This window comes from Streptomyces albidicamelliae (genome assembly GCF_025642175.1).
GTDB lineage: Bacteria > Actinomycetota > Actinomycetes > Streptomycetales > Streptomycetaceae > Streptomyces > Streptomyces albidocamelliae.
This window is the reverse complement of sequence record NZ_CP106795.1, coordinates 7,901,391-7,924,340: the sequence shown is the minus strand read 5'-3', so window position 1 is coordinate 7,924,340 and position 22,950 is coordinate 7,901,391. Positions and strand designations below refer to the sequence as shown.

At 71.3% G+C, this 22,950-nt stretch carries 25 protein-coding genes; 11 read left to right on the top strand and 14 right to left on the bottom strand.

The features are described from left to right. Nucleotides 1-24: 24 nt before the first annotated feature. The 5 genes from N8I86_RS35830 to N8I86_RS35810 form a co-directional block, all read right to left on the bottom strand. Complete coding sequence (locus N8I86_RS35830) at nucleotides 25-1,431, bottom strand: sensor histidine kinase (RefSeq protein ID WP_263279734.1); 1,407 nt, start codon at nucleotides 1,429-1,431, stop codon at nucleotides 25-27. Further along, nucleotides 1,428-2,150: a response regulator transcription factor gene (locus tag N8I86_RS35825; protein WP_263279733.1), complete on the bottom strand. Its 723-nt coding sequence runs from the start codon at nucleotides 2,148-2,150 to the stop codon at nucleotides 1,428-1,430. The genes N8I86_RS35830 and N8I86_RS35825 overlap by 4 nt, the downstream gene beginning before the upstream one ends. Nucleotides 2,151-2,271: 121 nt before the next feature. Then, the gene (locus N8I86_RS35820) at nucleotides 2,272-2,691 is read right to left on the bottom strand and encodes a peptidase (RefSeq protein ID WP_263279732.1); all 420 of its coding nucleotides are present in this window, start codon (nucleotides 2,689-2,691) and stop codon (nucleotides 2,272-2,274) included. Nucleotides 2,692-2,887: 196 nt separating this feature from the next. Then, nucleotides 2,888-4,330: a sensor histidine kinase gene (locus tag N8I86_RS35815; RefSeq protein ID WP_263279731.1), complete on the bottom strand. Its 1,443-nt coding sequence runs from the start codon at nucleotides 4,328-4,330 to the stop codon at nucleotides 2,888-2,890. Between the two features lie 13 nt (nucleotides 4,331-4,343). Then, the gene (locus tag N8I86_RS35810) at nucleotides 4,344-5,030 is read right to left on the bottom strand and encodes a response regulator transcription factor (protein WP_263279730.1); all 687 of its coding nucleotides are present in this window, start codon (nucleotides 5,028-5,030) and stop codon (nucleotides 4,344-4,346) included. A 213-nt stretch (nucleotides 5,031-5,243) separates the two neighbouring features. Here N8I86_RS35810 and N8I86_RS35805 point away from each other — a divergent pair, with 213 nt between their 5' ends. From N8I86_RS35805 to N8I86_RS35790, 4 genes are all read left to right on the top strand, one after another. Beyond that, nucleotides 5,244-5,933, top strand: coding sequence for a PepSY domain-containing protein (locus N8I86_RS35805; protein WP_263279729.1), 690 nt, complete (start codon nucleotides 5,244-5,246; stop codon nucleotides 5,931-5,933). A 180-nt stretch (nucleotides 5,934-6,113) separates the two neighbouring features. Beyond that, a complete protein-coding gene (locus N8I86_RS35800) occupies nucleotides 6,114-6,893 on the top strand; it encodes a hypothetical protein (protein ID WP_263279728.1) in 780 nt (259 codons plus the stop codon). A 76-nt stretch (nucleotides 6,894-6,969) separates the two neighbouring features. Beyond that, nucleotides 6,970-7,545, top strand: coding sequence for a hypothetical protein (locus N8I86_RS35795; RefSeq protein WP_263279727.1), 576 nt, complete (start codon nucleotides 6,970-6,972; stop codon nucleotides 7,543-7,545). A gap of 122 nt (nucleotides 7,546-7,667) precedes the next feature. After that, complete coding sequence (locus tag N8I86_RS35790; RefSeq protein WP_263279726.1) at nucleotides 7,668-8,429, top strand: class I SAM-dependent methyltransferase; 762 nt, start codon at nucleotides 7,668-7,670, stop codon at nucleotides 8,427-8,429. Nucleotides 8,430-8,564: 135 nt separating this feature from the next. On the opposite strand, the gene N8I86_RS35785 is transcribed toward N8I86_RS35790, so the two are convergent. Both N8I86_RS35785 and N8I86_RS35780 read right to left on the bottom strand, forming a co-directional pair. Next, nucleotides 8,565-9,455, bottom strand: coding sequence for a haloalkane dehalogenase (locus N8I86_RS35785; protein WP_263279725.1), 891 nt, complete (start codon nucleotides 9,453-9,455; stop codon nucleotides 8,565-8,567). A 318-nt stretch (nucleotides 9,456-9,773) separates the two neighbouring features. Continuing rightward, nucleotides 9,774-10,148: a VOC family protein gene (locus tag N8I86_RS35780; protein WP_263279724.1), complete on the bottom strand. Its 375-nt coding sequence runs from the start codon at nucleotides 10,146-10,148 to the stop codon at nucleotides 9,774-9,776. 319 nt (nucleotides 10,149-10,467) lie between these two features. On the opposite strand from N8I86_RS35780, the gene N8I86_RS35775 reads away from it, so the two are divergent. Beyond that, the gene (locus N8I86_RS35775) at nucleotides 10,468-10,836 is read left to right on the top strand and encodes a hypothetical protein (protein WP_263279723.1); all 369 of its coding nucleotides are present in this window, start codon (nucleotides 10,468-10,470) and stop codon (nucleotides 10,834-10,836) included. 258 nt (nucleotides 10,837-11,094) lie between these two features. Here N8I86_RS35775 and N8I86_RS35770 read toward each other — a convergent pair whose 3' ends face one another. The 4 genes from N8I86_RS35770 to N8I86_RS35755 form a co-directional block, all read right to left on the bottom strand. Further along, nucleotides 11,095-12,270: a zinc-dependent alcohol dehydrogenase gene (locus N8I86_RS35770; RefSeq protein WP_263279722.1), complete on the bottom strand. Its 1,176-nt coding sequence runs from the start codon at nucleotides 12,268-12,270 to the stop codon at nucleotides 11,095-11,097. Beyond that, a complete protein-coding gene (locus tag N8I86_RS35765) occupies nucleotides 12,267-13,205 on the bottom strand; it encodes an SRPBCC family protein (protein ID WP_263279721.1) in 939 nt (312 codons plus the stop codon). Before N8I86_RS35765 ends, N8I86_RS35770 begins: the two co-directional genes overlap by 4 nt. 635 nt (nucleotides 13,206-13,840) lie before the next feature. Continuing rightward, a complete protein-coding gene (locus N8I86_RS35760; protein ID WP_123440927.1) occupies nucleotides 13,841-14,290 on the bottom strand; it encodes an ATP-binding protein in 450 nt (149 codons plus the stop codon). Nucleotides 14,291-14,447: 157 nt separating this feature from the next. Then, a complete protein-coding gene (locus N8I86_RS35755) occupies nucleotides 14,448-14,585 on the bottom strand; it encodes a hypothetical protein (protein ID WP_263279720.1) in 138 nt (45 codons plus the stop codon). Nucleotides 14,586-14,984: 399 nt separating this feature from the next. On the opposite strand from N8I86_RS35755, the gene N8I86_RS35750 reads away from it, so the two are divergent. The 3 genes from N8I86_RS35750 (at nucleotide 14,985) to N8I86_RS35740 (ending at nucleotide 17,719) form a co-directional block, all read left to right on the top strand. Then, the gene (locus N8I86_RS35750) at nucleotides 14,985-15,254 is read left to right on the top strand and encodes an aldo/keto reductase (RefSeq protein ID WP_404830857.1); all 270 of its coding nucleotides are present in this window, start codon (nucleotides 14,985-14,987) and stop codon (nucleotides 15,252-15,254) included. A gap of 210 nt (nucleotides 15,255-15,464) precedes the next feature. After that, a complete protein-coding gene (locus tag N8I86_RS35745; RefSeq protein ID WP_073890052.1) occupies nucleotides 15,465-16,295 on the top strand; it encodes an alpha/beta fold hydrolase in 831 nt (276 codons plus the stop codon). Between the two features lie 761 nt (nucleotides 16,296-17,056). Next, entirely contained in the window at nucleotides 17,057-17,719 is a 663-nt protein-coding gene (locus tag N8I86_RS35740; protein ID WP_263279719.1) for a flavin reductase family protein, read from the top strand. On the opposite strand, the gene N8I86_RS35735 is transcribed toward N8I86_RS35740, so the two are convergent. The 3 genes from N8I86_RS35735 to N8I86_RS35725 form a co-directional block, all read right to left on the bottom strand. Beyond that, a complete protein-coding gene (locus N8I86_RS35735; RefSeq protein WP_263279718.1) occupies nucleotides 17,682-18,599 on the bottom strand; it encodes a DUF6891 domain-containing protein in 918 nt (305 codons plus the stop codon). The genes N8I86_RS35740 and N8I86_RS35735 overlap by 38 nt on opposite strands. Before the next feature lie 146 nt (nucleotides 18,600-18,745). Continuing rightward, the gene (locus N8I86_RS35730) at nucleotides 18,746-19,258 is read right to left on the bottom strand and encodes a putative immunity protein (RefSeq protein WP_073898112.1); all 513 of its coding nucleotides are present in this window, start codon (nucleotides 19,256-19,258) and stop codon (nucleotides 18,746-18,748) included. 144 nt (nucleotides 19,259-19,402) lie between these two features. Beyond that, on the bottom strand, nucleotides 19,403-19,861 hold the full coding sequence (locus tag N8I86_RS35725; RefSeq protein WP_073898110.1) for a potassium channel family protein: 459 nt from the start codon (nucleotides 19,859-19,861) through the stop codon (nucleotides 19,403-19,405). A 218-nt stretch (nucleotides 19,862-20,079) separates the two neighbouring features. Here N8I86_RS35725 and N8I86_RS35720 point away from each other — a divergent pair, with 218 nt between their 5' ends. From N8I86_RS35720 to N8I86_RS35710, 3 genes are all read left to right on the top strand, one after another. Further along, nucleotides 20,080-21,270: a PI-PLC domain-containing protein gene (locus tag N8I86_RS35720; protein ID WP_263279717.1), complete on the top strand. Its 1,191-nt coding sequence runs from the start codon at nucleotides 20,080-20,082 to the stop codon at nucleotides 21,268-21,270. Nucleotides 21,271-21,397: 127 nt separating this feature from the next. Continuing rightward, nucleotides 21,398-22,309, top strand: a complete 912-nt coding sequence (locus N8I86_RS35715; RefSeq protein ID WP_263279716.1) for a hypothetical protein — start codon at nucleotides 21,398-21,400, stop codon at nucleotides 22,307-22,309. 85 nt (nucleotides 22,310-22,394) lie between these two features. Continuing rightward, on the top strand, nucleotides 22,395-22,937 hold the full coding sequence (locus N8I86_RS35710; protein WP_263280208.1) for a hypothetical protein: 543 nt from the start codon (nucleotides 22,395-22,397) through the stop codon (nucleotides 22,935-22,937). Nucleotides 22,938-22,950 lie beyond the last annotated feature (13 nt).

The following is a 22,950-nucleotide window of genomic DNA, read 5'->3' as shown; positions in this document are numbered from 1 at the left end:
CCACACGGTCCCGGCGCGTGACCGTCAAGGCGCTGCCGACCTGGCCGGCCTCGATCGGGGCCGGCCGCTCGCCTCACGTGACCGGTCCCCGGTCACCGGGCGCAGGCGCACGGCGGCGTCCAGGCCGGTACCGGGAGCCGGATGCAGGGTGATGTCGCCGCCGGAGGCCTGGACCAAGTGGCGGACGATGGGCAGGCCGAGTCCGGTTCCGTCGTGCTGGGAGTCGGAGGAGCGCCAGAAGCGGTCGAACGCGCGAGCGCGATCGGCCTCGGTCATACCGGGCCCCTGGTCGATGACGTGGAGCCCGGTACCGGGCGCACGGTGGATCGTGACCGTGGTGCCGGGTGGCGAGACACGCAGGGCGTTGGCGACCAGGTTGTCGATGATCTGTTCCAGGGCGCCCGGGATCGCCCACACCCGGCCGGCCGCGCGGCCGGTGATGGCGAGGGCGACGTACTGCTCGGCGGCGAGCGGCTCCCACATGGCGGCCCGGTCGGCGATGACGGTGTCCAGGTCGACCGGTTCGGGCGTGGTGGCGCTGTTCTCCAGGCGGGCCAGGGCAAGCAGGCCCTGCACCATTCGGCTGAGGCGCTCCACCTCGTCGACGGCCTCCTCCAGACTACCGTGGGCGCGGGGGTCGAGGTAGGGCTCGAAGTTCTCCAGGCGCAGCCGGAGGGCGGTGAGCGGGGTCTTCAGCTGGTGGGAGGCTTCGGAGGCGAACGCCTGCTGGGCCTTGAGCAGTTGCTGCAGACGTGTGGCCGTACGGGTGAACGAGACGGCGAGGCTGCGCAGTTCGGGTGGGCCGGTGGTGGTGTCCGGCGGGTTGGTGAGCCGGCCGTCGGCCAGCTGGGCGGTGGCGGCCTCCAGCGTGCGCAAGGGGCGGGTGATCCAGCGGGCGAGGGTGAAGGCGGCCAGCGCCACCGCGGCCAGAACGCAGGCCCCGGCCAGGGCCAGGGCGCCCCAGATGCGGTGGACGCGGGAGTCGACCTCGGCCGTGGGACTGGTCAGCCGCAGGGAACCCCGCACGGTGGTGCCGGAGGAGCCGGGCACCGTGGCCGAGAGCACCTCGTCCCCGGTGACGACCGTCGGCTCGTTGCGCAGGGCACGGGCGATGTCCGGTGCGGCCGCGATGCTGACGCCGATACGACCGGACGGATCGGAGTCGGCCAGGACGACACCCTGCCGGTCGGTGACGACGACATGGCGGCCGGTGCGGGTGGCGTAGTCGCCCACGACCTCGGGCAGGGCTTCCAGGTTGCCCTCTTCGATGTTCTCCTCGGTGATCTCGGCGAGCATCGAGGCATCGCGCTCCACGCCTTGGGAGGCGCGGGTCATCTCGCCGCGTGCGTAGATCCAGCCGAGGGGGATCTCCAGTCCGGCCAGGACGAGGATCGCCAGGCCGAGGTAGCTGAGCAGCAGGCGCCGGGTCATCCGGCCGCTCCGGGTTCCCCGTCGGCGCCGGGGACGGTGAGGCGGAAGCCGACGCCACGAGCCGTGGTGATCCAGGCCGGGTCGCCGAGCTTGCGGCGCAGGGCGGCCACATGGGCGTCGAGGGTCTTGGTGGGGCCGAAGAAGTGGGGGTCCCAGACCGTGTCCATGATCTGTTGCCGGGAGTGCACCGTGCCCGGGTCCCCCGCGAGGAAGACGAGGAGGTCGAACTCGCGGGGGGTGAGGGCCACTTCCTCGCCGCGGAGGTGGACCTGCCGGGTACGGCGGTTGATCTCCAGGGCGCCGAGCACCTGTGGCCCGGGGACCCCGGCGGCGGGACGGGCGGGCGCGGGGTAGGTCAGCTCGCCGCTGGTGCGCCGGGTGACAGCACGGATGCGGGCCACCAACTCCCGTACGCCGAACGGCTTGGCGAGGTAGTCGTCGGCGCCCAGTTCCAGGCCGACGATACGGTCGGCCTCCTCTCCCCTCGCGGTGATCATGATGATCGGTACGGCGGAGCGGGCGCGCAGACTGCGGCAGACGTCCAGACCGTCCATGTCGGGCAGGCCGAGGTCGAGCAGGACCAGGTCCGGAGCGCCCTCGGTGCCGGCCAGTCCGGCGGCACCGGTGCGGGCGTGGTCCACGGTGAAGCCGTAGCGCCCGAGCCCTTCGGTGAGGGGGCCGGCGATTCGGTCGTCGTCTTCGATGAGCAGGAGCCGCATGCCGCAAGGCTCGCACAGCTGTGCCGAGGGAGTTCCGGTGTCCATGGGAAGCCGCCTGAGACTTGTGGGGCATCTGGGGTCCGGTGTAGCCGTGAGGGGCGCTCCGCTCGGCCCGCGCGTCTCAGCCGTCCTTCTCCGTCTCCTCGGTGCCTTCCTGCTTGGTGTCGGTGACCTTGAAGGACTTGTCCAGGTACACCTCGACCGTGGTGCCGTCCTCCTTCTTCACCTCGACCGCGTACATGCCGGGCTTCTCCGCGTCCTCCTCGGACTTCAGCACCGTGCCCGGGTACGCGGCGACGGCCGCCGCCTCGGCCTTCTGCTTCACCTCGCCGGTCAGCGGCGGTTCCTTCTTGTCGTCGGTGTCCCCGGCGCCCTCCCCCGCCGCGTCCGCGCCTCCCGAACCCTGCGCGGCCTGCTGGGTGTCCGACTGCGAACCGCCGGAGTCGGAGGCGGAGTCGGAACCACCCCCGCAGGCCGCGAGGGCGAACATCAGCGCGGCGGCGGGAGCGGCGAGGAGGGCACGGCGAGGCAGGGTACGCATGAACGGTCTCCGGTTTTCGGGGAGGGGGGTGATCCGGGAGCCGGACCACCGGGGGACGAGCACGACCCTATGAAGGCGCCGTAGAGAGGCCGTCCAGCGCAGGGGAAGCGGCAGCCCAGCAGATGTCCAAGGTTTCGCCACCATGGCAGCCGGAGGCCAACTGCTCCTGTGTGGGGCGGCGTTCGGCTGCAGGAGGTCAGTGAGCGCGGGGCAGGCTGATCCGGAAGGCGGCCCCTCCGGCGGGAGAGTCGGTCAGGGACAGGGTCCCGTGGTGGCGCCGGACGACGTCGCGGGCGATGGCCAGGCCAAGGCCGGCTCCGCCCTCGTCGCGGCTGCGGCCCTCGTCGAGGCGGACGAACCGTTCGAAGACGCGCGTGCGGTCGGCCGGGGCGACGCCGTCTCCGTCGTCGGCCACGGTCAGCACGACGGCGTCGCCCACGGCGTCCACGGTCACGGTGATGCCGGTGGAGGCGTGCCGCTGGGCGTTGTCCAGCAGGTTCCCCAGCACCCGGGAAAGCTGGTTCCTGCTGCCCTTCACCTCCAGCGCGGTGTCGGCGGCGGTGACGGCGGGGGTGACGCGGTCGGTCCGCGCGCGCCGTGCCACCTCTTCACGCACCAGGGCAGCCAGATCGACCAGGGTGTCCGCGGGCCGCTCGCCGGCGTCGAGGCGGGCGAGCAGCAGCAGGTCGGCGGCCAGGTGCTGGAGGCGTACGACGTCCTGCAGCAGGTCGGGCACGTCGAGCAGCTCCGGGTGCTGCTCCGCCACCTCCAGTTGGGTGCGCAGGGAGGCGATGGGGCTGCGCAGTTCGTGGGAGGCGTCGGCGACGAACCGGTGCTGGCGCTCCACCGACTGCTCCAGCGCCGCCAGGGTCTGGTTGGTGGTGCGGGCGAGCCGGGCGATCTCGTCGCGCGCGTCGGGCTCGGGCACCCGGCGGGCCAGGTCGCCGCTGCCGGTGATCTCCGCCATCTTCGCCCGGATGCCCTCCACCGGCCTGAGCGCGCGCCGCGTGACCAGCCAGGTGACGGCCGCGACGACGACGAGGAGACACGGCAGACCGGTCAGCATCGCGCGGACGACCTGGTCCGACGTGGCCTGTTCGTCCGCCAGCGAGGCACCCGCGTACACGGTGTAGGTACGGCCGTCGTACGTCGTTCCCTGGACGGCGGCGAACCGGTACGCGTGGGACTCGTCGCCGACCCGCACGGTCAGCGTCCTGCGTTCGACCTCGGTGCCGACCTTGCCGCGCGCCGGTGTGCTGTCGTGCCCGTGGTCGTCGTTGTCGTCGTCGTCCTGGTGCCTGCCGCCCGACGCCGTGCCCGCGGGTGCGGGCGTGGGCGCGGACGCGGGTGCGTAGTCGCTGAGCACAGGGCGTCCGCGCAGTTCGTCACCGGCGGCCAGTACCTTGCCCGTCGCGTCGGCGACCTGTACGAGGTCGTCCTCGTCGTCGGGCAGGTCGAGGGTGCCGAAGTCGCCGTTGAGCGCGGCCTGGGCGCCCGCCACGGTGCGGGCGGTGACCTCGGCCTCCAGGCCGGCCCGTTCGGTGAGGTTGTGCCGCAGGACGGCGACGACGAGGATGCCCGCGGCGACCAGGGCGATCGACACGACCGCGGTGGCGGCCAGCGCCGCGCGGGCTCGCACGGAGGCGAAGGGTCTAGGCAAGACGGCCCCCGTCGGCTTCCAGCCGGTAGCCGGCCCCGCGCAGGGTCGTGATCGACCGCCGTCCGAAGGGCACGTCGATCTTTCGGCGCAGGGCGCTGACGTAGACCTCGACGATGTTGGGGTCGCCGTCGTAGGCGAAGTCCCATACGTGATCGAGGATGTCGCTCTTCGACACCACCTGCCCTGCGTGCACGGCGAGGTGTTCCAGCACCGCGAACTCCTTCGCCGTCAGGGCGATGTCCGTCCCGGCGCGCTCCGCGCGTCTCGCGGCGGGGTCGACCGTCAGGTCCCCGATGCGCAGCATCCGGGCGCCGGCCCGGGTGCGGCGGCGCAGCAGCGCCCGGATGCGGGCCAGCAGCACCACGTACGAGAACGGCTTGGTGAGGTAGTCGTCCGCGCCGGTGTCGAGGCCCTCCGCCTCGTCGTACTCGCCGTCCTTGGCGGTGAGCATGAGGATCGGCGTGTCGTCGCCCGCGGCCCGCAACTGCGCGCACACGCGGTAGCCGTTGAGACCGGGCAGCATGATGTCGAGGACGATCAGGTCGTAGTCCCGCTCCCGCGCGAGATGCAGACCGGTGACGCCGTCATGGACGACGTCCACGGCGAAGCCCTCGGCACCCAGTCCACGGGCCAGGGCGGCGGCGAGACGTCTCTCGTCCTCAACGATCAGCAGGCGCATGTCTCCAACGTCGCAGACCCTTCCTGAAGGGATCTTCAGGAACCTTCAGCGTGGCTTCAGGATCGCTCGTCGATGGTGGTCGGCGTCGGGACGGGACGCACCGTCCCGCACTCGTCCAGAGCCTGGTCCGGATTCTCGCCCGGGCTCTTCCAGGCTCGTCCAGAGACCCAGCAACCCAGAGACCCAGAGATCCAGAGACAGGGAGACTTCCTCATGAGGGCTCGTTCGCACACTCCGACCGGTCGTCGCCGCACCATCGCCACCGTGATCGCGGCCACCGTGGTGCTCGGCGGCGCAGGGGCCGCGACCGCTGTCGCCTTCGCCGAGGACGGCGATCACCAGGGGATGGAGACGGCCGCGGCCGGCTCGGCCGGGGCCGACCACGGCGACCACGGCGACCACGGCGACCACGCCAGTAACCGCACCATCGCCGTGGCCGGCAAGGTCGATCTGGCGCAGGCCGTGGCGGTTGCCACTCGATCCGCGGCGGGCACGGTCACCGAGATCGAACTCGACGACAGCCTGGGCAAGCCGGTCTGGAAGGCTGAGGCCGTCGACGCCCGCGGCACCGAGCGCGAGTTCACCGTCGACGCCGCCGATGGCACGGTCACCGCCGCCGGCACGGCGAAGGACGACGACTCGGACGATGACGCCGCCCTCGCCAAGTCCGCCCGGACCGACGTGACCAGGGCGGTGAACGCGGCGCTCGCCAGGATCAAGGGAACCGCTACCGCCGCGGAGCTCGAAGGTGAACACGGCACGCCCGCCTGGCACATCTGCGTGACGGACGCCAGGGGGCACGACCACGAGGTCACCGTGGGGACCCGGTCCGGCAAGGTCACGGCCGCGGAGGCAGACGACCACCACCGCCACGGCGGCTCCGACGACCACGACGACGACTGACGGAGGAGCACGGAGGCACCACGGAGGATGGACTGATGCACTGATGCACTGATGCACTGATGCACTGACGTGCCACGAAAGGTTCGGTACAGGAACTCGGAGGTCGGCATGGCAGGGCGCGGGTCTGCGTGGTGAAGTGTGGGCCTCTGCCAACTCCGAGACCAGGGAGCGTTCCTTCCGATGACCGCACAGCCCGCACGCCCTGAGCGCAGCGGTCCCGAGACCGCCTCGGGCATGGATGTCTCGCCGTTCAAGCCTTCTCTCGTCAAGGCGGTGTTCCGGGACGTGACCCCGATGCACGTCTCTCGGGCGGCCGCGTGGGCCGCCGCGTCGGTGACGCGGACCGTGCTCACGGAGATCATCGACGGCGCGCGGAGAGCGGCGGCGGAGGAGGCACGGAAGAAGCTGACTCCTGGGGACCTCGTTTCGGCGATCGACCGGAACGTCGAGCTCGAGGTGGGGCACAAGTGGTACGACCACAGCCCGACGTTTCGAGGCCTGACCGGTGTCCTGTACGACGCCGACGGTGTCATCGTCCCTTCTCGCAAGCGCAGCAGGTCACGCAAACCCAGTGCGTTGGTCGGCGCCCACAGGTTCGAGGCCGGGGTCAGGAAGCTGCTGTGGGGCCAGGGGGTGACGGCCGTCCCTGCGATGGTCCGCGACCTGGACGGCATCGCGAGTGTGTTCCTGACGGACCTCGCCCGGGACGCGGCCATGGTCGTCCGCGAGGGCGGGGTGAGACGCTTTGGTACGGTCACCGTGGTGCTGTCGGACGAACCGGCCCCGACCCCGCTCCCCAAGGAGGCGTTCCGGGCCCCGGCCGCGCGCAGGGGGGACCGGCGGACCATCGGCAGGGACGACGTACTGGCCGCCACGGCGATGCAGTTGTTCGGCGGCCGTCTCAGACAGCGAGCCCTCGCCGAAGCCCGCGAGGCGACACAGAACACCTTGGCCGGCTGACCCCCCAGTCCCCCGGGGACTACCGTTACTCCCCCAACTCGACTGATCGCCGTACAGCTTCGCCACCGGGGGGATCATGCGCCGCACCGCCACCGTGTTCACCGCCCTCATCACCGTCTGCTGTCTCGCACCTTTCACCGCCTGCACCGGCGGCGGCGATGAGAGCAGCCCTAAGCCGAGTGCGCAGACGGTGCTCAAGCTGAGCCAGAGCGCCGATACCGCCGGTGCCGGGGGCGACGGGACCATGCGTATCACCCCCGACACCGTGCTCTACCTCCGCAGCACGAGCAACGGCACACCGGAGCACGGCCTGTATGCCATCGTCACCTTCAGCGCCGAGAACCGGTCCAGGAGACCGGTGACGGCCACGACGAAGACCGGTGGCTTCCGCTGGAAGGCAGCCGACGGGCACATCGTCCGCGCGGGGAACAGCAAGAGCGCGGCCAGGATCGCCCCCACGGGTTTCGCCGACGGCGGTCCGACCGTCGCCGGCGGCACCTTTCGCAGAGACACTGTCGCCTTCGACATCACCCACGCGGAGAAGGGCGGCACCCTCCTGTACGTCGACGGCAACGGTGACGCCCATCGATGGCAGCTCCCCGCCACCAGCTCCGGGCGTGCCGTATCGGCGTTGAAGCTTGCCCTCACCTGAGTGGTCCCCCAGCAAGGGATCCCACCCGAAATCGCTTCCCTGCCAACGGTCGACGGGGACTCGTCGGCGCTACCGTACTGAGGGTGACGGGAATCGACGCCCACCGGCGGTGGTCCGGGTCCATGCCGGCAGCCTACGATCAGTACCTCGTGCCGGTGGTCTTCCGGCCCTTCGCCGAGGACCTGGCGGCCCGCGCGGCGGCCCTCCGCCCCCGGCGGATCCTCGAACTTGCCGCAGGGACCGGCACTTTGACGTCCAGCCTGCTCAAGGCGGCCGCGTCGGCCGAAGTGACGGCCACCGACCTGAACGAGGCCATGGTCGCGTTCGGGGCGGCCCGGGTGCCGGACGCGGTGTGGCGACAGACGGACGCGCAGTCGCTGCCGTTCCCGGACGGCGGCTTCGACCTGGTGGTCTGCCAGTTCGGCGTGATGTTCTTCCCCGACCGGCACGCGGCCTTCGCCGAGGTCCGCCGGGTGTTGGCGCCGGGCGGCCGATTCCTGTTGAACACCTGGGGCCCGCTCGGCACGCACGCCTTCGGAGCCGCTCTGCAGGAGGCGCTGGAGCGGGCCTTCCCGTCCGACCCGCCGCAGTTCCTCCCGACGGTCCCCCACGGCTACTCCGACCCCGCCGTCGTGTCCGCCGAGCTGACGGCCGCCGGATTCGCCCTCGAGGAGGAGCGGGAACTGACGCTGGAGGGCCGGGCCGCGTCGGCCGCCGATGTCGCTACCGGCTTCCTCACCGGCACTCCGGTGCGCGCGGCCGTCGAGGAGCGCGGCGACGCACCCACGATCCGGGCGACCGTCATCGAAGAGATGACGGCCCGCCTCGGCCCGGGGCCGGTCGCCGCCCCCATGACGGCGTACGTCTTTTGCGCCACGTCCTGAACGCGGTAAACCTCCACGCCGGGGAGGACGGCAGACCTGGGACGACAGCGACGCCCGGAACGCGGACGCCACGACGTTCTGCCGTTCTGACGGCAAGGCAGGTGTGCCGCGACCACGCGCGCGCCCCCCTGGTCCTCAGTCCACGTCGGGAAGACCGGTCAACCAGGCGGCGAGAGCCGCGCCGATCTCGTCGGGGGCGTCCTCCTGCACCATGTGGCCGCCTCGGACGGTCAGATGAGTCTGGTGCGGCCATGCCCGGGCGACGGCCCGGTGCGAGGGGAACATGGCCCCCGGAACGGCCTCGATGAACAACTTGGGCACCGTCGACTGCGCCAGCCACGCGGCATAGCGCGTGATGGCGTCGTGCACCTCGTGCGGCTCGCCCGCGACGGGCACCTCGCGGGGCCACGTCAGGGTCGGCCTGCGCGATTCACCGGGCTCCGCGTAGGGGCGGCGGTACACGGCCATCTCCGCCTCCGACAGACCGCGCAGCACCTCCGTGGGCAGAACCTCCTCGACGAAGAAGTTCCGGTCGAGGACCATGTCCTCCCCCTCGGCGGAGCGGATCGCCCGGAAGACGGGCACGGCGGACTCCGGCCAGTCGCTCCAGGAGTCGATCGGGGCCACGAACGCCTCCATGTAGGCGATGGCCCGGACGGCGGAGGGGTGACGGTACGCCCAGTCGAAGCCCAGGGCCGAGCCCCAGTCCTGGACCACCAGGGTCACCCGCTCCCGCACACCCAACGTCTGGAGGAACGCGTCGAGGAAACGGCGATGCTCCACGAAACGGTACGAGTCCGGGCCACTGTCGGGCAGCTTCGCGGAGTCCCCCATCCCGATCAGGTCGGGGGCGATGCAGCGGCCCTTGTCCACCAGGTACGGCAGCACGTTCCGCCATACGTACGACGACGTCGGGTTGCCGTGCAGGAACACGATCGGATCGCCTTCGCCCTCGTCGACGTACGCCATCTCGAGTCCGCCGACGCCGATACGGCGCTTCCGGTAGCGCTCGCCCGCGGAAATCATGAAGCCCCTTCGCTTACACCGCTCCACCGCACGGGGTGATTATGGCCAGGTGCGGGCGGAATGCCGCGGTCATCGCGCCGAGCCCTTCGCCCGTACGGCACCACTCACGCGGGAGGAAGGCAGGAGCCGTGTCCCGGCGTCACCGGTCGCGCGTGGCCGGGCAGTGCTGCCAGCAGGAGACGGTCCCCCGGTGTGACGAAGGCGAGCGTCTTGACGGTCCGCCCTCGCGGGGTTCGACCGGCTGCCGTCCTTCACCGCGCCGGCCGGGCACCGTGCTTCGGGCGCCCGGCCGGGTCCTGTCCCGGTTACCGGTCCCGCTTACAGGTACGGGTGGGTGATCAGCTCGATCGCGTGACCGGCGGGGTCCTTGAAGTAGACCCCTCGGCCGCCGTGTTCGTCGTTGATCTCACCGGGGCGCCGCATCTGCGGATCGGCCCAGTGCTCGATTCCGCGGTCGCACAGCCGCCGGTACGCCCGGTCGAACAGTTCGTCGTCGATCAGGAACGCGTAGTGCTGCATCTGGATCTCCACCGGCGGCTCGGCGAACTGGAGCAGTACCCCGTCGTGGAGCTGGATGTTGGTGAAGGGACCCCAGGACGGTGCTTCCGGAAGTTCCAGCAGTTCGCGGAAGAAGCGCGCCGACTCGCCGCGGTCCTTGGCGGCGATGATGGTGTGGTTGAACGTGACTGACATGCGGTTGACCTCACTGTCGCTCTGCGCGGGAAAGGGATTCGTCGTGCGCGAGCGCGGGGAGGTCCGCGTGCCGGAGTGGAGTGCTGTGCACGCACCCGGCGTGCGATCAGCCCTCCACCGGATTGCCGATCCGTGTGTGGCGTAGAGCCGGTCCGGTGTTCACGTCGAGCAACCCTAGTTGATCTGAGGATCTGGCGGAAGCCGCGAAGGGAACCGGACCGCAGGCAGCACCTGAAGAGCTGTGCCAGACCTGCATCCGGTTGCCGCCGGTCAGCGGCGCATCGGTGTCCATCTCGGCGGGACCCGGTGTACGCCCGGTGTGCTGCGCAAGCAACAGACCGCCGCCCGGCTGGGCGAGGCCCAGACACCCTGGGCGCCGGCCCCTGCCGAAGCGCCCTCGATCAGGCCGCGCCCGTGCTGGCCGCCGACCTCACCCGGGGACCGGACACCCGCCGCTGGCCCGTCTTTCGCCCCTCAGGCGGTCGGCCTCGGCGTCAGGGCCGTCTTCTCCCTGCCGCTGAGCATCGGCCGGCCGGCCCTTGGCACCCTTGACTTCTACCGCGACACGGCCGGCGCGCTGGCCGACCGGGACCTGCGCACCGCCCTATGGGTGCGCGACGCGATGACGTTCACGCCGCTCAACCGGCATACCGCCGACGACTTCCCACGTATGGGCGAGGGACGGTGAACAGTGATGAACCGCGAACATCAGCTGGCCTAGGCACTCGTCGAGCGGGCCGACTGCCTCGCCGACGCGCCGATCCAGTGGTGATGCTGGACCGGCTCGCGCTGCGGTGTGTGGAGATCACCGGAGCCGACGACGTCGGCCCGACCTACGGCCGGAGAACGTTGAGCGGTGGTCCGAGCCGCCGGCGTGAGGCGGGCACGCTACGGCGCCCTCGGCACGGTTCAAGGTGCCTCGATCCATCGCGGCCCTCTGCGGCCCTCACGGCTTGAGGACGACCTTTTCGCAGTGGTCCTTCTTGTTCTTGAACAAGTCGTAGCCGGTCGGTGCCTCGGTCAGGGGCAGCCGGTGGGTGATGATCCGGGTCGGGTCGATCTTGCCCTGCTCGATCAGGCCCAGCAGCGGTTTCATGTACTTGTGCACGTGGCACTGTCCGGTGCGCAGGGTCAGGGACCTGTTCATCCAGGCACCCGCGGGGAACTTGTCGATCAGTCCGCCGTAGACGCCGATGACCGACACCACGCCGCCGCCGCGGCAGGACAGGATGGCCTGGCGCAGGGCGTGTGGCCGGTCGGTCTCGGAGCGGACCGCCTGCTTGGCGCGGTCGTAGAGGTGGACGTGTGAGGCGCCGTGTGTGGCCTCCATACCCACCGCGTCGATGCACTTGTCGGGGCCCCGGCCGCCGGTGAGTTCGAGCAGTGCCGAGCGTACGTCGGTGTCCTCGAAGTTGATGGTGGTGTAGCCCTGGGCGGCGGCCATGTCGAGCCGGTAGGTCTCCTTGTCGATCGCGATGACCTTCTCCGCGCCCAGGACCCGGGCGCTGTCCATGGCGAACTGGCCGACCGGGCCGGCGCCCCAGACGGCGACGACGTCACCTTCCTGGATGTCGCACATGTCCGCGCCCATGTACCCGGTCGGCAGGATGTCGGACAGGAACAGCACCTGCTCGTCGGTGAGGTCCGACTCGATCTTGAGTGCGTTGGCGTCGGCGAGCACCACGCGGGCGTACTCCGCCTGGCCGCCGGCGAAACCGCCGGTGAGATGGGAGTAGCCGTAGATGCCGGCGGTGGGATGGCCGAAGAACTTCTCCGACAGGCCGGCGTTGGGGTTGGTGTTCTCGCAGCACGAGTACAGCTCCGCGCGGCAGGACGCGCAGGCGCCGCACGCGATGGGGAAGGGGACGACGACCCGGTCGCCGACGCGCAGTTTGCCGTCGCTGATGCCGGGGCCGACCTCGACGATCTCTCCCATGAACTCATGGCCCATGATGTCGCCCTTTTCCATGGTGGGGACGTAGCCGTCGAGCAGGTGGAGGTCGGAGCCGCAGATCGCCGTCGAGGTGATCTTCACGATGGCGTCGCGGCTGTTGAGGATCGACGGTTCGGGGACGTCCTGCACCTCGACCGAGTTGCGTCCCGTCCAGCAGTTCGCCTTCATGCCAGGGCCTCCTTCAGTTCGTCCTCGGTCAGCGGTCGGGCCGGGTGCTGCGGGAACTCGCCGCGGGCCCGCTTTCCGCCGGGTGCGCCCTCGGAGCGGACGACCTCGCCGGTCTCCGCGATCTGCTTGAAGCGGCGCAGGTCGTCGTCCAGCTGCTGGTGCGGTTCCTCACCGAAGTAGCGCGCCGCGGCCTTGCCCAGTGTGCCGCCGGGCAGGTCGTAGCGCAGGGTCACCCGGATCTCCGTGCCCCGGCCGCCAGGGGCGGGCTCGAAGCGGACCTCGCCGGAGTTGTCGATGTCGGCGCCGTCCACCGACTGCCAGGCGATCAGTCGGCCGGCTACTTCCTCTGTGGTCTCGGCGTCCCATTCGACCGTCTTGCCGAACGGTGCGCTGGCCCGCCAGTGACTGGTGCGAGGGCCGGTGACACGTACCTCCTCCAGGTGCGCCATGAAGTCCGGCAGTCGCTCCAGGTCCCTCCAGAGGGCGTAGACCCTGTCCGGGGGCTGGGTGACGGTGGTGGTCGCGGTCAGTTCCATGGGGGTGCTCCTACGGGTGCGGGTCACGGCCGCGTAGACGTCCGTGGCCGTGAGGGCGGTGACCGCGGCGGTCGCGGCGACGGTGCGGCCCAGGCCCCGGCCGTCGTGGTTCTTCAAGGCCCGGGTCAGCATCGTCAGGTCCATGAGGTCGCCGCCGACGCGGCCCCAGAGCCAGGCGGGGTGCGGCCGTCCCAGCAGCCCGGCCGCCGCGGCCAGCTCGCGTACACCGACGGCGGTCGTGGCCGAGCGGTGCCGGAGTGCGTCGTCCACGCCCAGGGCCCGGGCGAAGCCCGCCGGGGCGGCGACCTGCGGCACGCCCAGGAGCGCACTGGCCCAGCCCAGGCCCCGGACGAGCGGATCGTGTCGGAGGCGGGAGGTGGAACGGGTGTCTGTCTTCATGAGTGCTCCCCACGTGCGGTGAGGTGAATGGATCGCGGTCCACTTGAGCAAGAGCGAGAAGGTGAAAGGCGCAGAGTGGACAACGGCGGAGTTACCGCGTGGCCCGCGACCAATCCTCAGCTTCCGTCACCTACCGGCTTCGCAGCGGTGAGCCGGCCACGGTTGATCGCCGTTGCCAGGCACGGCAGGGGCGCAGGCGACAGTCACCCTCTCGGCCCCGGCCGAAGCCGGGGTTGGACGCGGCGCACGTTTCTGCGGCCGTTCACCCGGATCAGTTGCAACGATGCGTCCGCCGGCGACCCGCTCGGCGGAGCTTCGACACTCCGACGGCGTGCGGTGCGGGTCCCCATCGGCATGCGACGCGAAACCACTCCTTTCAGCGATCGACGGGCAGGACGCGAAGACGACGCCCCGTCGAATCCGCACTCGGCAGCAGATCACGCTGCCATGCCGAAGGGCGGAAAGACCCGGGGCGGCACCCAGGGCTGATCACTGACAGGTCGGTGCCCCGCGGAGCGAGGTATCCGCGGGGCACCGGCACGCTGCCTTCGGTGATCGCGGCTTGCAGACCTGCCGGATCTTGCTCTGTACCGTCTCTGCAAACGCGGGCCCCCGGAGGGCGCCGACACGGCCGCCTACTGGCTGCCCCCGAGACCGCCCGGCGCATCGTCGCCCAGGGTCAGGCGGGCGGTGAGGCGCTTTCCGACCAGCTCCCGCATTACCTCGAACCCCTGGCAGACGGCCAGTACGATCCCCAGACCGTGCTGACCCACGCGCCCCGCATCAGCAGCCCGAGCCACCGGCAGCACCGGATCGCCATCCCACACCCGCACCTCCACCAGACCCCCGGCGATCCGCAGATCCAGAAGCACCGGCCCGGGCGCGTACTTCTGCGCATTGGTCACAAGCTCACTCACCACCAGCTGCGTGAGCTCCACCGCTCGCTGCGAGACGATGATCCCGCGCTCGACGAGCATCCGGACCAGGAAACCAGCGGCCCAGTGCCGGGCCTCGGCAATACACCCGCCTTGTCCGTCCAGAGCCAGCGCGGCGCCCGACGGGGCGTCATGGGAATCGGGCGTCATGCTGTCCTCGCCCCTCAGGGCCCGCGGTATCCGCGCCGCCTCTACACCTCACACCTGCCGCCCCTGGTACCCGTGATCGCGCCCGGCACTCCCTTCCGCGTCTGAACTATTGGCTATGCCAAACATCGGGGCCGCCTCCTGCGGTGCCGGACAGTACTCACGGCAGCACCGTGATCACCGTGACCGGCGAGATCGGCCACGCCATCGCCGCCGCTCGCACCGCCTGGTCGGCCCGGCCGGGCCCGTAACGCGCACCCTGCAGATCGTCGGCGTCGACCAGCTCCTCAGCTGCCACCCCACCCTGCGCGGCTAGCCCACTCTGGGCAGGCACCCCGTAACCCACCGAAACCCCGCCCACCGTCAGAAGATCTACCCCGTGACCTCCCCGAGCCAGCCCCGCCGCAACGGCCAACCCCACACCGTCGGCATGGGCCGCGGCGAGCTGGAGAACGAAGTCACCCAGTTACGCCACGCCGTCTCCTCCCACGCCGCCATCGACCGGGCCATCGGCGTCTCCATCTCCGTTGATAAACCGACGCCGAGTTGGTGTCGTTGGCCGCCACGAGCGCGGTGAGGAGGGGTTCGTCAGCCGGGGCCGAAGCGTCGACCTGGGCGAGAACGGCGACCTGGTCGTCGGGGTAAAGGTGATGGGGCAGGGCGGAGAACGAGCTGGCGGCACAGCCGTGTCCACGAAGTGGTGGAGCGCTCGCCGGCGGCCTTCTTCAACGCGTCGCGTACCGCGGCCGCCACCTCCACGCCCGCCCAGGTCGCTCAGGCGTGGCTAACGGCCGAGGGCGAGCACATCGTCCCGATCCCAGGAACCAAGGAGGTGGCGCGCGTCGAGGAGAACGTCGCTGCGGACAGCGTCGAACTCGCCCCGGAACAAATGGCCACGCTCGACAGCCTGCCTCCAGCTGCCGGCAGCGCCGAGAACGACGAGGCCAGGCGGCGGATCGAACGCTGACACACGCGCAGCGCCTCGGCGCCCCAGCGATCGAGCCAGTTGAGCCGATCTCTAAGGCTTGGCGGACGCCGGGAGCTGCGGATGTGGCCCGCAGGGGCAGGGCGTAATGTGGGCGATACATCCGGACCGCGCCCGCTGGGCGCGCAGTCCCGCGTGCCCCCACCGATTTCTCCGTGGCTGGGGTGCGCCTGGACGAGCGGAGGATCTGCGATGGGTACAGTCACGACCGACGACGGCACCACGATCTTCTACAAGGACTGGGGTCCTCGGGAGGGGGAGCCGATCGTCTTCCACCACGGGTGGCCGTTGAGCGCCGACGACTGGGACAACCAGATGTTGTTCTTCCTGGCGCAGGGCTACCGAGTCATCGCTCACGACCGCCGTGGCCACGGACGCTCCACCCAGACCGCGACCGGCCACGACATGGACACCTACGCCGCGGACGTGACCGCGCTGACCGACGCCCTCGACCTGCGGGGTGCCGTGCACATCGGCCACTCCACCGGCGGCGGCGAGGTCGCCCGCTACGTCGCCCGCGCCAAGCCCGGCCGCGTCTCCAAGGCGGTCCTGGTGGGCGCCGTGCCACCGCTGATGCTGAAGACGGAGGCCAACCCGGGCGGCCTGCCGATGGAAGTCTTCGACGGCTTCCGTGAGGGCGTTGCCGGCAACCGGGCTCAGTCGTTCATCGATATTCCCTCGGGGCCGTTCTACGGCTTCAACCGTCCCGGAGCTCAGGTGTCGCAAGGCCTGATCGACAACTGGTGGCGCCAGGGCATGATGGGCGCGGCGAACGCGCACTACGAGTGCGTTGCGGCTTTCTCCGAGACCGACTTCACCGAGGACTTGCAGCAGATCGAGGTGCCCGTCCTCGTCGCGCACGGAACCGACGACCAGGTCGTCCCGTACGACGACTCGGCACCCCTGACGGTCAAGCTCCTGAAGAACGGGACCCTCAAGTCCTACGAGGGCTACCCGCACGGGATGCTGTCGACGCATCCGGAGGTCCTCAACCCGGACATCCTCGCGTTCATCCGTTCCTGAACCCGGCGGGCCGGCCTCGCTCGCGGTCGACGTCCGCGGCCTGGTCATCGCGGTCGCTGTTTTCGCGGCTTAGGTGCACGACAACCGGGCCGGGACCGGCTGCTGGACCCCTCCGCTGCGCAGAACAGGTGCGTTCAGAAGGCATTGGTGGACCAGGGCGTCCTGCAGGCGAAGCGGTGGGTCGTCGGACGCACCTACGGGATCTTGATGCTGCACCGCCGCCTCGTCCGGCGGGTAGTCGGCCCTGAGTCCGTCTTGGTCAGCCGGGGGCGGAGGTTGTGGGGCTCGGGGCGTCGGAGGCCGGGGCACGGTGCCAGACAGGCCTGGCACATCGGCCACGCCGGCGTACGGCCCGCGCCGGGGCGCCTCATGCGCCTGGCGGAGATGATCGGCCCGCCGACGGCCTCCGCGGGGAGGAACGCGATGGTGTCGTCCCGCGGGGCTCCATCGGCAAGGGCCGCCGGCGGCAGTCCCGCTGTAGCAGCGCGCCGTGCGTCCGCCGCAAAGAGTGCCTGGCGAAGCCGTGGCCGCACAGGAGTCACCCCACGCGCACGCTGTTGCCCGGAACACCGGACGGTGCCACCGGCCCTCGGCACCCGGCCCCCAGCCCGGGCATCGGGTCCGCGCCGAGCCGGTCCCCTCCCCCGCAGTGCCGTGTCGCGAGTCCGCCAGCGCTCAGGGTTCCGCCGCGGAAGAGTCGGCGACGGCTCGGCTGTCGATCCGGGCCGCTCCGTCCGACACGGCGCGAAAGGGCACCGCACATGCATGTCGTCCCCGGACTCAAGGTCCTGTACTTCGGAACTCCGGTGGTGCTGATCAGCTCACTCAATGAGGACGGCACGGCCAACCTCGCCCCCATGTCCTCCGCGTGGTGGCTGGGTCAGAACTGCGTGCTCGGTCTCGGCAACAGCGCCCGGACCACCGAGAACCTGCTCCGGGAAGGTGAGTGCGTCCTCAACCTGCCCTCCTCCGCGATGGTCGACGCCGTCGACCGGATCGCCCTCACGACCGGGAGACCCGATGTGCCGGACCGCAAGGCGGGGCAGGGCTACCGGCACGAACCGGACAAGTTCTCGGCCGCGGGGCTGACCGAACAGGCTTCGGACCTGCTGCGGGCCCCCCGGGTCGCGGAGTGCCCGATCCAGCTGGAGTGCAGGGTCGTCTCATCCCAACCCGTCGGAAGCCCCGACGAGTTCGCCACCGCGTTCCAGGTCGAGGTCCTTCGCGCCCACGTCGAGGAGGAGCTGGTCATTCCCGGGACGCACCACGTGGATCCACTCGGCTGGGACCCCCTGATCATGAAGTTCTGCGAGTTCTTCGGCGGCGGACACACCGTGCACCCGTCGAGGCTCGCCGAAGGGTGGCGGATGCCCCACCCGCGCATGCCTAACCGACAAGCCGACGACGCCAGTTCAGGGAAGTGACGGAGATGGCGCGGGTGGGGTCGCGGTCCCACTCGACGTCGAGTCCGGCCGCTTCGAGGGCGGCCACCACCTCGTGCCCGATCGCCGCGGTGGTCTCGGACGAGCCGTCGAAGCCGCCGTACAGGAGCATGAGGCCGTGGCCCGACGCGGCGGAGTCGGTGCACTGGGAGTGGAAGTAGACGAAGCCGCGCGTGTCCGGACCGCCTTCGGCACCGATCTCGGCGTCACCGCAGTTGCGGCAGCAGGTGAAGTTCTCCCGGGCGGTGACACCGGCCTCCTGGAGAGCGGTGAACGCGCGGGTGAGCCGCTCGGGGTCCGTCTCGCCCTCCCAGGTGGTCTGCTCGGCGACGCGCTCCAGCCACAGCTGGTCGACCAGGGCGGTCGCCTGTGCGCGCGACACGGGCCGGCGGTCGCCGGTGACCAGGTACTCCTCGGCCAGCTCGGCCACTTCGGCGCGGGAGGCGTAGCCGCCGGCCAGTACCTCGCGAAGGCGGCTCTCCAGGTCCCGGCGGTCGCCCTCGTCCAGGTCGAGCGGCGGCACCTCGCGGACGGGCCCCATGTCCAGCGGCGACCAGGCGAATTCGGCGTCCCAGCCGTCCTCCCGGCGGGCCCAGCCGGTCAGCGCGGCCGTCACGGCCTCCGGTGTGCCGGCCGTCGTCTGGAAGTGCCGGTCGGCGGCGCCGTCGCGGTGCTCCAGGGTGTAGTCGCCGCCGCTCTCGTGCCAGACCTGGGCGAAGACGTCGGGCAGGTCGGGTATCCGCTGGAGCACCAGGAACCGGTCGTCCTCGCCCCCGATGCGCCGCACCAGCCCGGCCAGTTCGTCGGCGGACACCCGCACGTGCCGCTGCCGGTTCTCCGTCTTCACCACGATCTCGAGCATGGGCAGAGCCTGGCACACGCCACTGACATGGGGGCCGACGGGGCGTGCGGCCACGGCGGCCTGCCGGTTGCCGCCGCGCGGCGCGGCGCGGCGGCTTGGCACGGGGCCACCGCGTGGCCGGCGGGTGCTCAGCAGTCGAACACCGATCAGTCGAACACCGACCAGCAGATGTCGTTGCGCAGGCGCTGGTCGTCGAGTACCAGGTCGCGGATGGCGTCCGGAAGCCGGTCGCGCTGCCACCGGCACTCCAGCCGACCGGCGGCCTCGCGCTCCCCTTCCGGCGCGGCGGCGCGTACGGCCTTGATCGCGTAGGCGGCCGCACCCAGCTCGTGCGCGGCGACATGGGCGACGGCCCCGGCCTGGCCGGCGGCGTACGCGGCGTGGCGTGCCGCGCCACGCAGGGGGCGGGCCGCGCCCATCGCATGGCCGCCCGCCGCACGCGCCCGCATCATTCCGACCTCGCCGCGCGTCCAGGCGCGGGCGTGCTCGATCGCCTGGCGCGGCCGGGGGTCGTCGGGCCGTACGGACTCGAAGAGGCCCAGGACGTGTTCCGCGCAGGACGCCGCCCACAGGGCGAGGAGGTGATGATCCGCGTCCGTGAGGGTCCCGCCCCGCCGGATCGTCACGAAACGGGGGTCCCTGACCTTCGGGAGGATCATGCCCGTACTCCTTCTGCCAGCGTCCGCCCCGTATCGGCGGGCCGGGCGGCCGCCACCGTGCCCGCCCCGGGCGCAGCCTGCGCAAGCAGGTGGTCGGTCCGCAAGTCCGGCCACCGCTCCGGCCACCCGCGAAGCGGACGGGGCTCAGCGGTCGCCGCCGCGCTCGCCGGTGAGCAGGCGTTCGAGCTGGTCGAAGCGTGCGTGGAGGGCCTGGACGGTCTCCTCACGCAGCTGGTGGGCCCGGCCGCGCCTGCGGTCCTCCCGGCCGACGAACCAGGTCGCCAGCGCGGCCGTGACCATGCCGTACGTCGTGATGCCGACGACCATGACGACCGCACCGACGACCCTCCCCCACGGTGTGACCGGGAAGAAGTCCCCGTATCCGACGGTGGTCGCCGTCTCGATGGACCACCACAGGGCTTTCGGGTACGACGTCAGGTTCGCGTGGCGGGCGCCCTGTTCGGCGGTCACCACGGCCCAGGACCCGGCGAGCATCACCAGCACGAGGACGATCGTCGCGCCGCCCGCCGCCTTCAGGTGCAGTGACCGTCCCTCCCGGCCGACGAGCACGGCGAACACCCTGGTGAAGAACCCGGGAAGCATGATCACTCCTTCCGCCCGGGGCCAGTTTCCCCGGGGGCCCGCGGCCTCGCCCGCCGGGTGGGCCGTTCGGGCCCCGCGGGCGCGAGCCGGCGGCTTCCGCGCCCGGACCCGCGAGCGGATCGAGCCGGTCGGTCTGTGACATCTCTGGGCATGGCGTCCACCGCGCTCTACCCTCTGTGCCCGACCTCGGCCTCTTCCCCCAAGGAGGGCGTACTACGATGAGCTACAGAACGAACGGCACCCCGGACCACACCCGTTTACGACGTTCGGTCGCCGGTCTGGTCGCCTCGCTGCTCGCTGTCGCGGCGCTGGTGATCGGCGGCGCGCCGGCGCACGCGGCGCCCACGGCACCGTCCGGCCGGGCGTCCGCCGCGACGGTGGACCTGGCGCGGTGGATGGGCGACATGCACGGCTATCTCGACGGGCAGCCGCTGAACCGGATCGCCATGCCCGGCAGCCACGACTCGGGCAGCTGGAGCATCCCGGCCGACCCGGCGCTGTGCACCAGCGGTTGGTCCTACAACGTCGCCAAAGTCGATCCGCGGCTGGCGGCCAGCATCTCCCGCTCCCAGAGCGGCAGCCTCACCGACCAGCTCGACCAGGGCGCCCGCTATGTCGATCTGCGGCTGTGCTTCGAGGGCGGGCGGTGGCGGACCTTCCACGGCGCCCCGATGGGAGGGGTGTTCTTCGACGACGCCTCGGGTGAGGCGGCCTCGGTGAAGCGCTGGATCGACGCACACCCCTCGGAGGTCGTCGTCCTCAGCGTGTCGGTGACCGCGCCGGCGGGCACCGACGTGAAGGAGCCCCTGACCCGGCTGCGGGACCTGTTCGGCTCCCGGGTCGCCACCCGGACCGAGCTGTCCCCGAGCTCCACCTACGGCGACTACATGAGGGCCGGGAAGAACGTGGTGCTCGTGGACTCGTCGGGTGCCGTCGACCAGCCCTGGGCCTGGCACGGGGACAGCGTCTCCGACCGCGGCAGCTACCCGGCGGGCGATCCGTCCTGGTGGGACATCCTGAAGTCGTTCTTCAACGGGAGCCCGCCCCAGCAGATCTACGACCAGACGCTGTCCCTCAACCAGGCGGCGCTGGCCCGTGATCCCGGCGCCGACGCCGGCCGGTTCTTCGTGCTGTCGAGCATCGTCCAGCCCGATGTGCAGATACCCCAGCTGTTCCTGATCCGGTTGCTGTCACCGTTCTTCCCGGCCTCCGTCCGGGACAACTACCTGATGTACCTGGCCAACGGGCTCAACCCGCAGCTGGTCACCAAGCTGCGGACGGACTGGCGGGCACCCGCACTGGCCCGCAACATGAACATCGTGACGATCGACGATCTGGGCGGCCGGCCACAGGGCGATCTCCAGCGCGCCGTCATCGACATCAACACCCTCCCGGGCCGCACCGCTTGACCCTCACAGCAGTCCGCCGGTCCCCGGTCCGGGGACCGGCGAACGCGGCGGGGTCCTCGTGCGTCACAGGTCCGGCGACCACTTACGGACTCGCCTCGACGACGCACCATCGGACCCTGGGGGACTCATGCACACGACCACGACCACGACCACGGCCACCCGCGCCGTGCGTCTGCTCACCGCGCTCGCTCTGTCGGCCGTCACCGCCGCCGCGGTCACCGGATGCGGCGGCGAACACCACACCGGTCCGTCGAAGGTCCGCCCCGACCGGCCGGTGACCCGGCCCGAGGACCGGGCCCGCCAGGTGGCCGACGCCTGGGACGGTTCCGCGGCGGCCGCGACGTGGCGCAAGGGCTACTACCCGATGGCGGACGCGGTCCGGTTGCCCGACGGCGGTCTCCATGGTGCGGCCGACCGGCACGCCTACGAAACCGGCACCTTCGAACTGCGCGGCACGCTGCCCGCCGCGCCCCGGCCGGGCGGTGTGGTGAGGTGGCAGAACGGTGGCTCCCTCGGCATGCCGATCCTTTCGGCCCGGGAGGTGTACACAGCCCTGGTTCGCGACAGCGGCCCTGGGCCCCGCCTGACCGTGACCGGGGCGAGGCCGGGCGAGACGACCGTGGTCACCAGCCGGGGACGCGCGACCGTCCCCGCGTGGCTGTTCACCGTGCGGGGCTACGACACCCCGCTCAGGATCGCCGCCGTCAGCCCGTCCCCGCTCCCCCGGACCCCCGTCCGGCCGCTCGGGCCGGAGCCGACCGACGAGCAGGCGCCGCTCGGTGAAGTGGTCGACGTCGCGCCGGACGGCAGGTCCGTCACGGTCCGCGCCACCCACGGCTCCTGCGACGACGGCCCTGTCGTGAAAACCCTCGAGACAGCGCACAGCGTCGTGCTGTCGGCATCAGTGGCGGGGGCCCGGGACGGCATCTGCCCCAGCAACCTGCTCATCGAGCGGGTGAGGGTGACGCTGAAGTCCCCGGTCGGCGGCCGCGCACTCCTGGACGCGTTCACCGGGCGGCCACTGACGCACGGCCAGTGAGGCGGCCGCTGGGAAACGCGCTGGGGCCGGAGCCAGCCGGCCGGTAGCGTCGGAGCAGGACTCGGGGGGTGGGCCGGTGCGGCCGATGCTGCTGGTGGACGTGGACGGGCCGCTGAATCCGTATGCGGCGAAGCCGTCCAGACGGCCCGAGGGTTACGGCACGCACCGGTTGATGACCCCGCGCTGGGCTGCGGCCGAGCGGCGGCGGCTGGCTGCCTGGGGCCTTCCCGACAGGGCGGCGAAGCCCCTGCGGGTGTGGCTGAACCCGGCTCACGGCCCAGCGCTCACCGCGCTGCCCTTCGATCTGGTGTGGGCCACGACGTGGGAGGACGAGGCCAACGCCTTCCTCTCGCCTCTCCTGGGGCTACCCCCGCTGCCGTACATCGCCTGGAGCGATCCCCATGCCCGGCAGGAAGGCGGAGTGTTCTGGAAGACGCCGGACGTCGTCGCCTGGGCGAGAGGGCGCCCCTTCGCCTGGGTCGACGACGAGATCACGGACGCGGACCGGACCTGGGTGCAGGCCCACCACCCGGGTCCGGCGCTCCTGCACCATGTCGATCCGCGGATCGGACTGACCTCGGCGGACTTCGCGCGCCTGACGGACTGGGCGAGCCTCCTGGCCGGCTGACAGCACCTGGGCG

What these genes read in the sequence shown, in the direction of transcription:
- N8I86_RS35725 (WP_073898110.1), bottom strand. Translation starts at nt 19,861, where the DNA reads ATGCTTCCCGGGTTCTTCACCAGGGTGTTCGCCGTGCTCGTCGGCCGG.
- N8I86_RS35780 (WP_263279724.1), bottom strand. Translation starts at nt 10,148, where the DNA reads ATGTCAGTCACGTTCAACCACACCATCATCGCCGCCAAGGACCGCGGC.
- N8I86_RS35745 (WP_073890052.1), top strand. Translation starts at nt 15,465, where the DNA reads ATGGGTACAGTCACGACCGACGACGGCACCACGATCTTCTACAAGGAC.
- N8I86_RS35760 (WP_123440927.1), bottom strand. Translation starts at nt 14,290, where the DNA reads ATGACGCCCGATTCCCATGACGCCCCGTCGGGCGCCGCGCTGGCTCTG.
- N8I86_RS35710 (WP_263280208.1), top strand. Translation starts at nt 22,395, where the DNA reads ATGCTGCTGGTGGACGTGGACGGGCCGCTGAATCCGTATGCGGCGAAG.
- N8I86_RS35830 (WP_263279734.1), bottom strand. Translation starts at nt 1,431, where the DNA reads ATGACCCGGCGCCTGCTGCTCAGCTACCTCGGCCTGGCGATCCTCGTC.
- N8I86_RS35820 (WP_263279732.1), bottom strand. Translation starts at nt 2,691, where the DNA reads ATGCGTACCCTGCCTCGCCGTGCCCTCCTCGCCGCTCCCGCCGCCGCG.
- N8I86_RS35740 (WP_263279719.1), top strand. Translation starts at nt 17,057, where the DNA reads ATGCATGTCGTCCCCGGACTCAAGGTCCTGTACTTCGGAACTCCGGTG.
- N8I86_RS35765 (WP_263279721.1), bottom strand. Translation starts at nt 13,205, where the DNA reads ATGAAGACAGACACCCGTTCCACCTCCCGCCTCCGACACGATCCGCTC.
- N8I86_RS35730 (WP_073898112.1), bottom strand. Translation starts at nt 19,258, where the DNA reads ATGATCCTCCCGAAGGTCAGGGACCCCCGTTTCGTGACGATCCGGCGG.
- N8I86_RS35810 (WP_263279730.1), bottom strand. Translation starts at nt 5,030, where the DNA reads ATGCGCCTGCTGATCGTTGAGGACGAGAGACGTCTCGCCGCCGCCCTG.
- N8I86_RS35825 (WP_263279733.1), bottom strand. Translation starts at nt 2,150, where the DNA reads ATGCGGCTCCTGCTCATCGAAGACGACGACCGAATCGCCGGCCCCCTC.
- N8I86_RS35720 (WP_263279717.1), top strand. Translation starts at nt 20,080, where the DNA reads ATGAGCTACAGAACGAACGGCACCCCGGACCACACCCGTTTACGACGT.
- N8I86_RS35770 (WP_263279722.1), bottom strand. Translation starts at nt 12,270, where the DNA reads ATGAAGGCGAACTGCTGGACGGGACGCAACTCGGTCGAGGTGCAGGAC.
- N8I86_RS35785 (WP_263279725.1), bottom strand. Translation starts at nt 9,455, where the DNA reads ATGATTTCCGCGGGCGAGCGCTACCGGAAGCGCCGTATCGGCGTCGGC.
- N8I86_RS35790 (WP_263279726.1), top strand. Translation starts at nt 7,668, where the DNA reads ATGCCGGCAGCCTACGATCAGTACCTCGTGCCGGTGGTCTTCCGGCCC.
- N8I86_RS35800 (WP_263279728.1), top strand. Translation starts at nt 6,114, where the DNA reads ATGACCGCACAGCCCGCACGCCCTGAGCGCAGCGGTCCCGAGACCGCC.
- N8I86_RS35715 (WP_263279716.1), top strand. Translation starts at nt 21,398, where the DNA reads ATGCACACGACCACGACCACGACCACGGCCACCCGCGCCGTGCGTCTG.
- N8I86_RS35795 (WP_263279727.1), top strand. Translation starts at nt 6,970, where the DNA reads ATGCGCCGCACCGCCACCGTGTTCACCGCCCTCATCACCGTCTGCTGT.
- N8I86_RS35805 (WP_263279729.1), top strand. Translation starts at nt 5,244, where the DNA reads ATGAGGGCTCGTTCGCACACTCCGACCGGTCGTCGCCGCACCATCGCC.
- N8I86_RS35735 (WP_263279718.1), bottom strand. Translation starts at nt 18,599, where the DNA reads ATGCTCGAGATCGTGGTGAAGACGGAGAACCGGCAGCGGCACGTGCGG.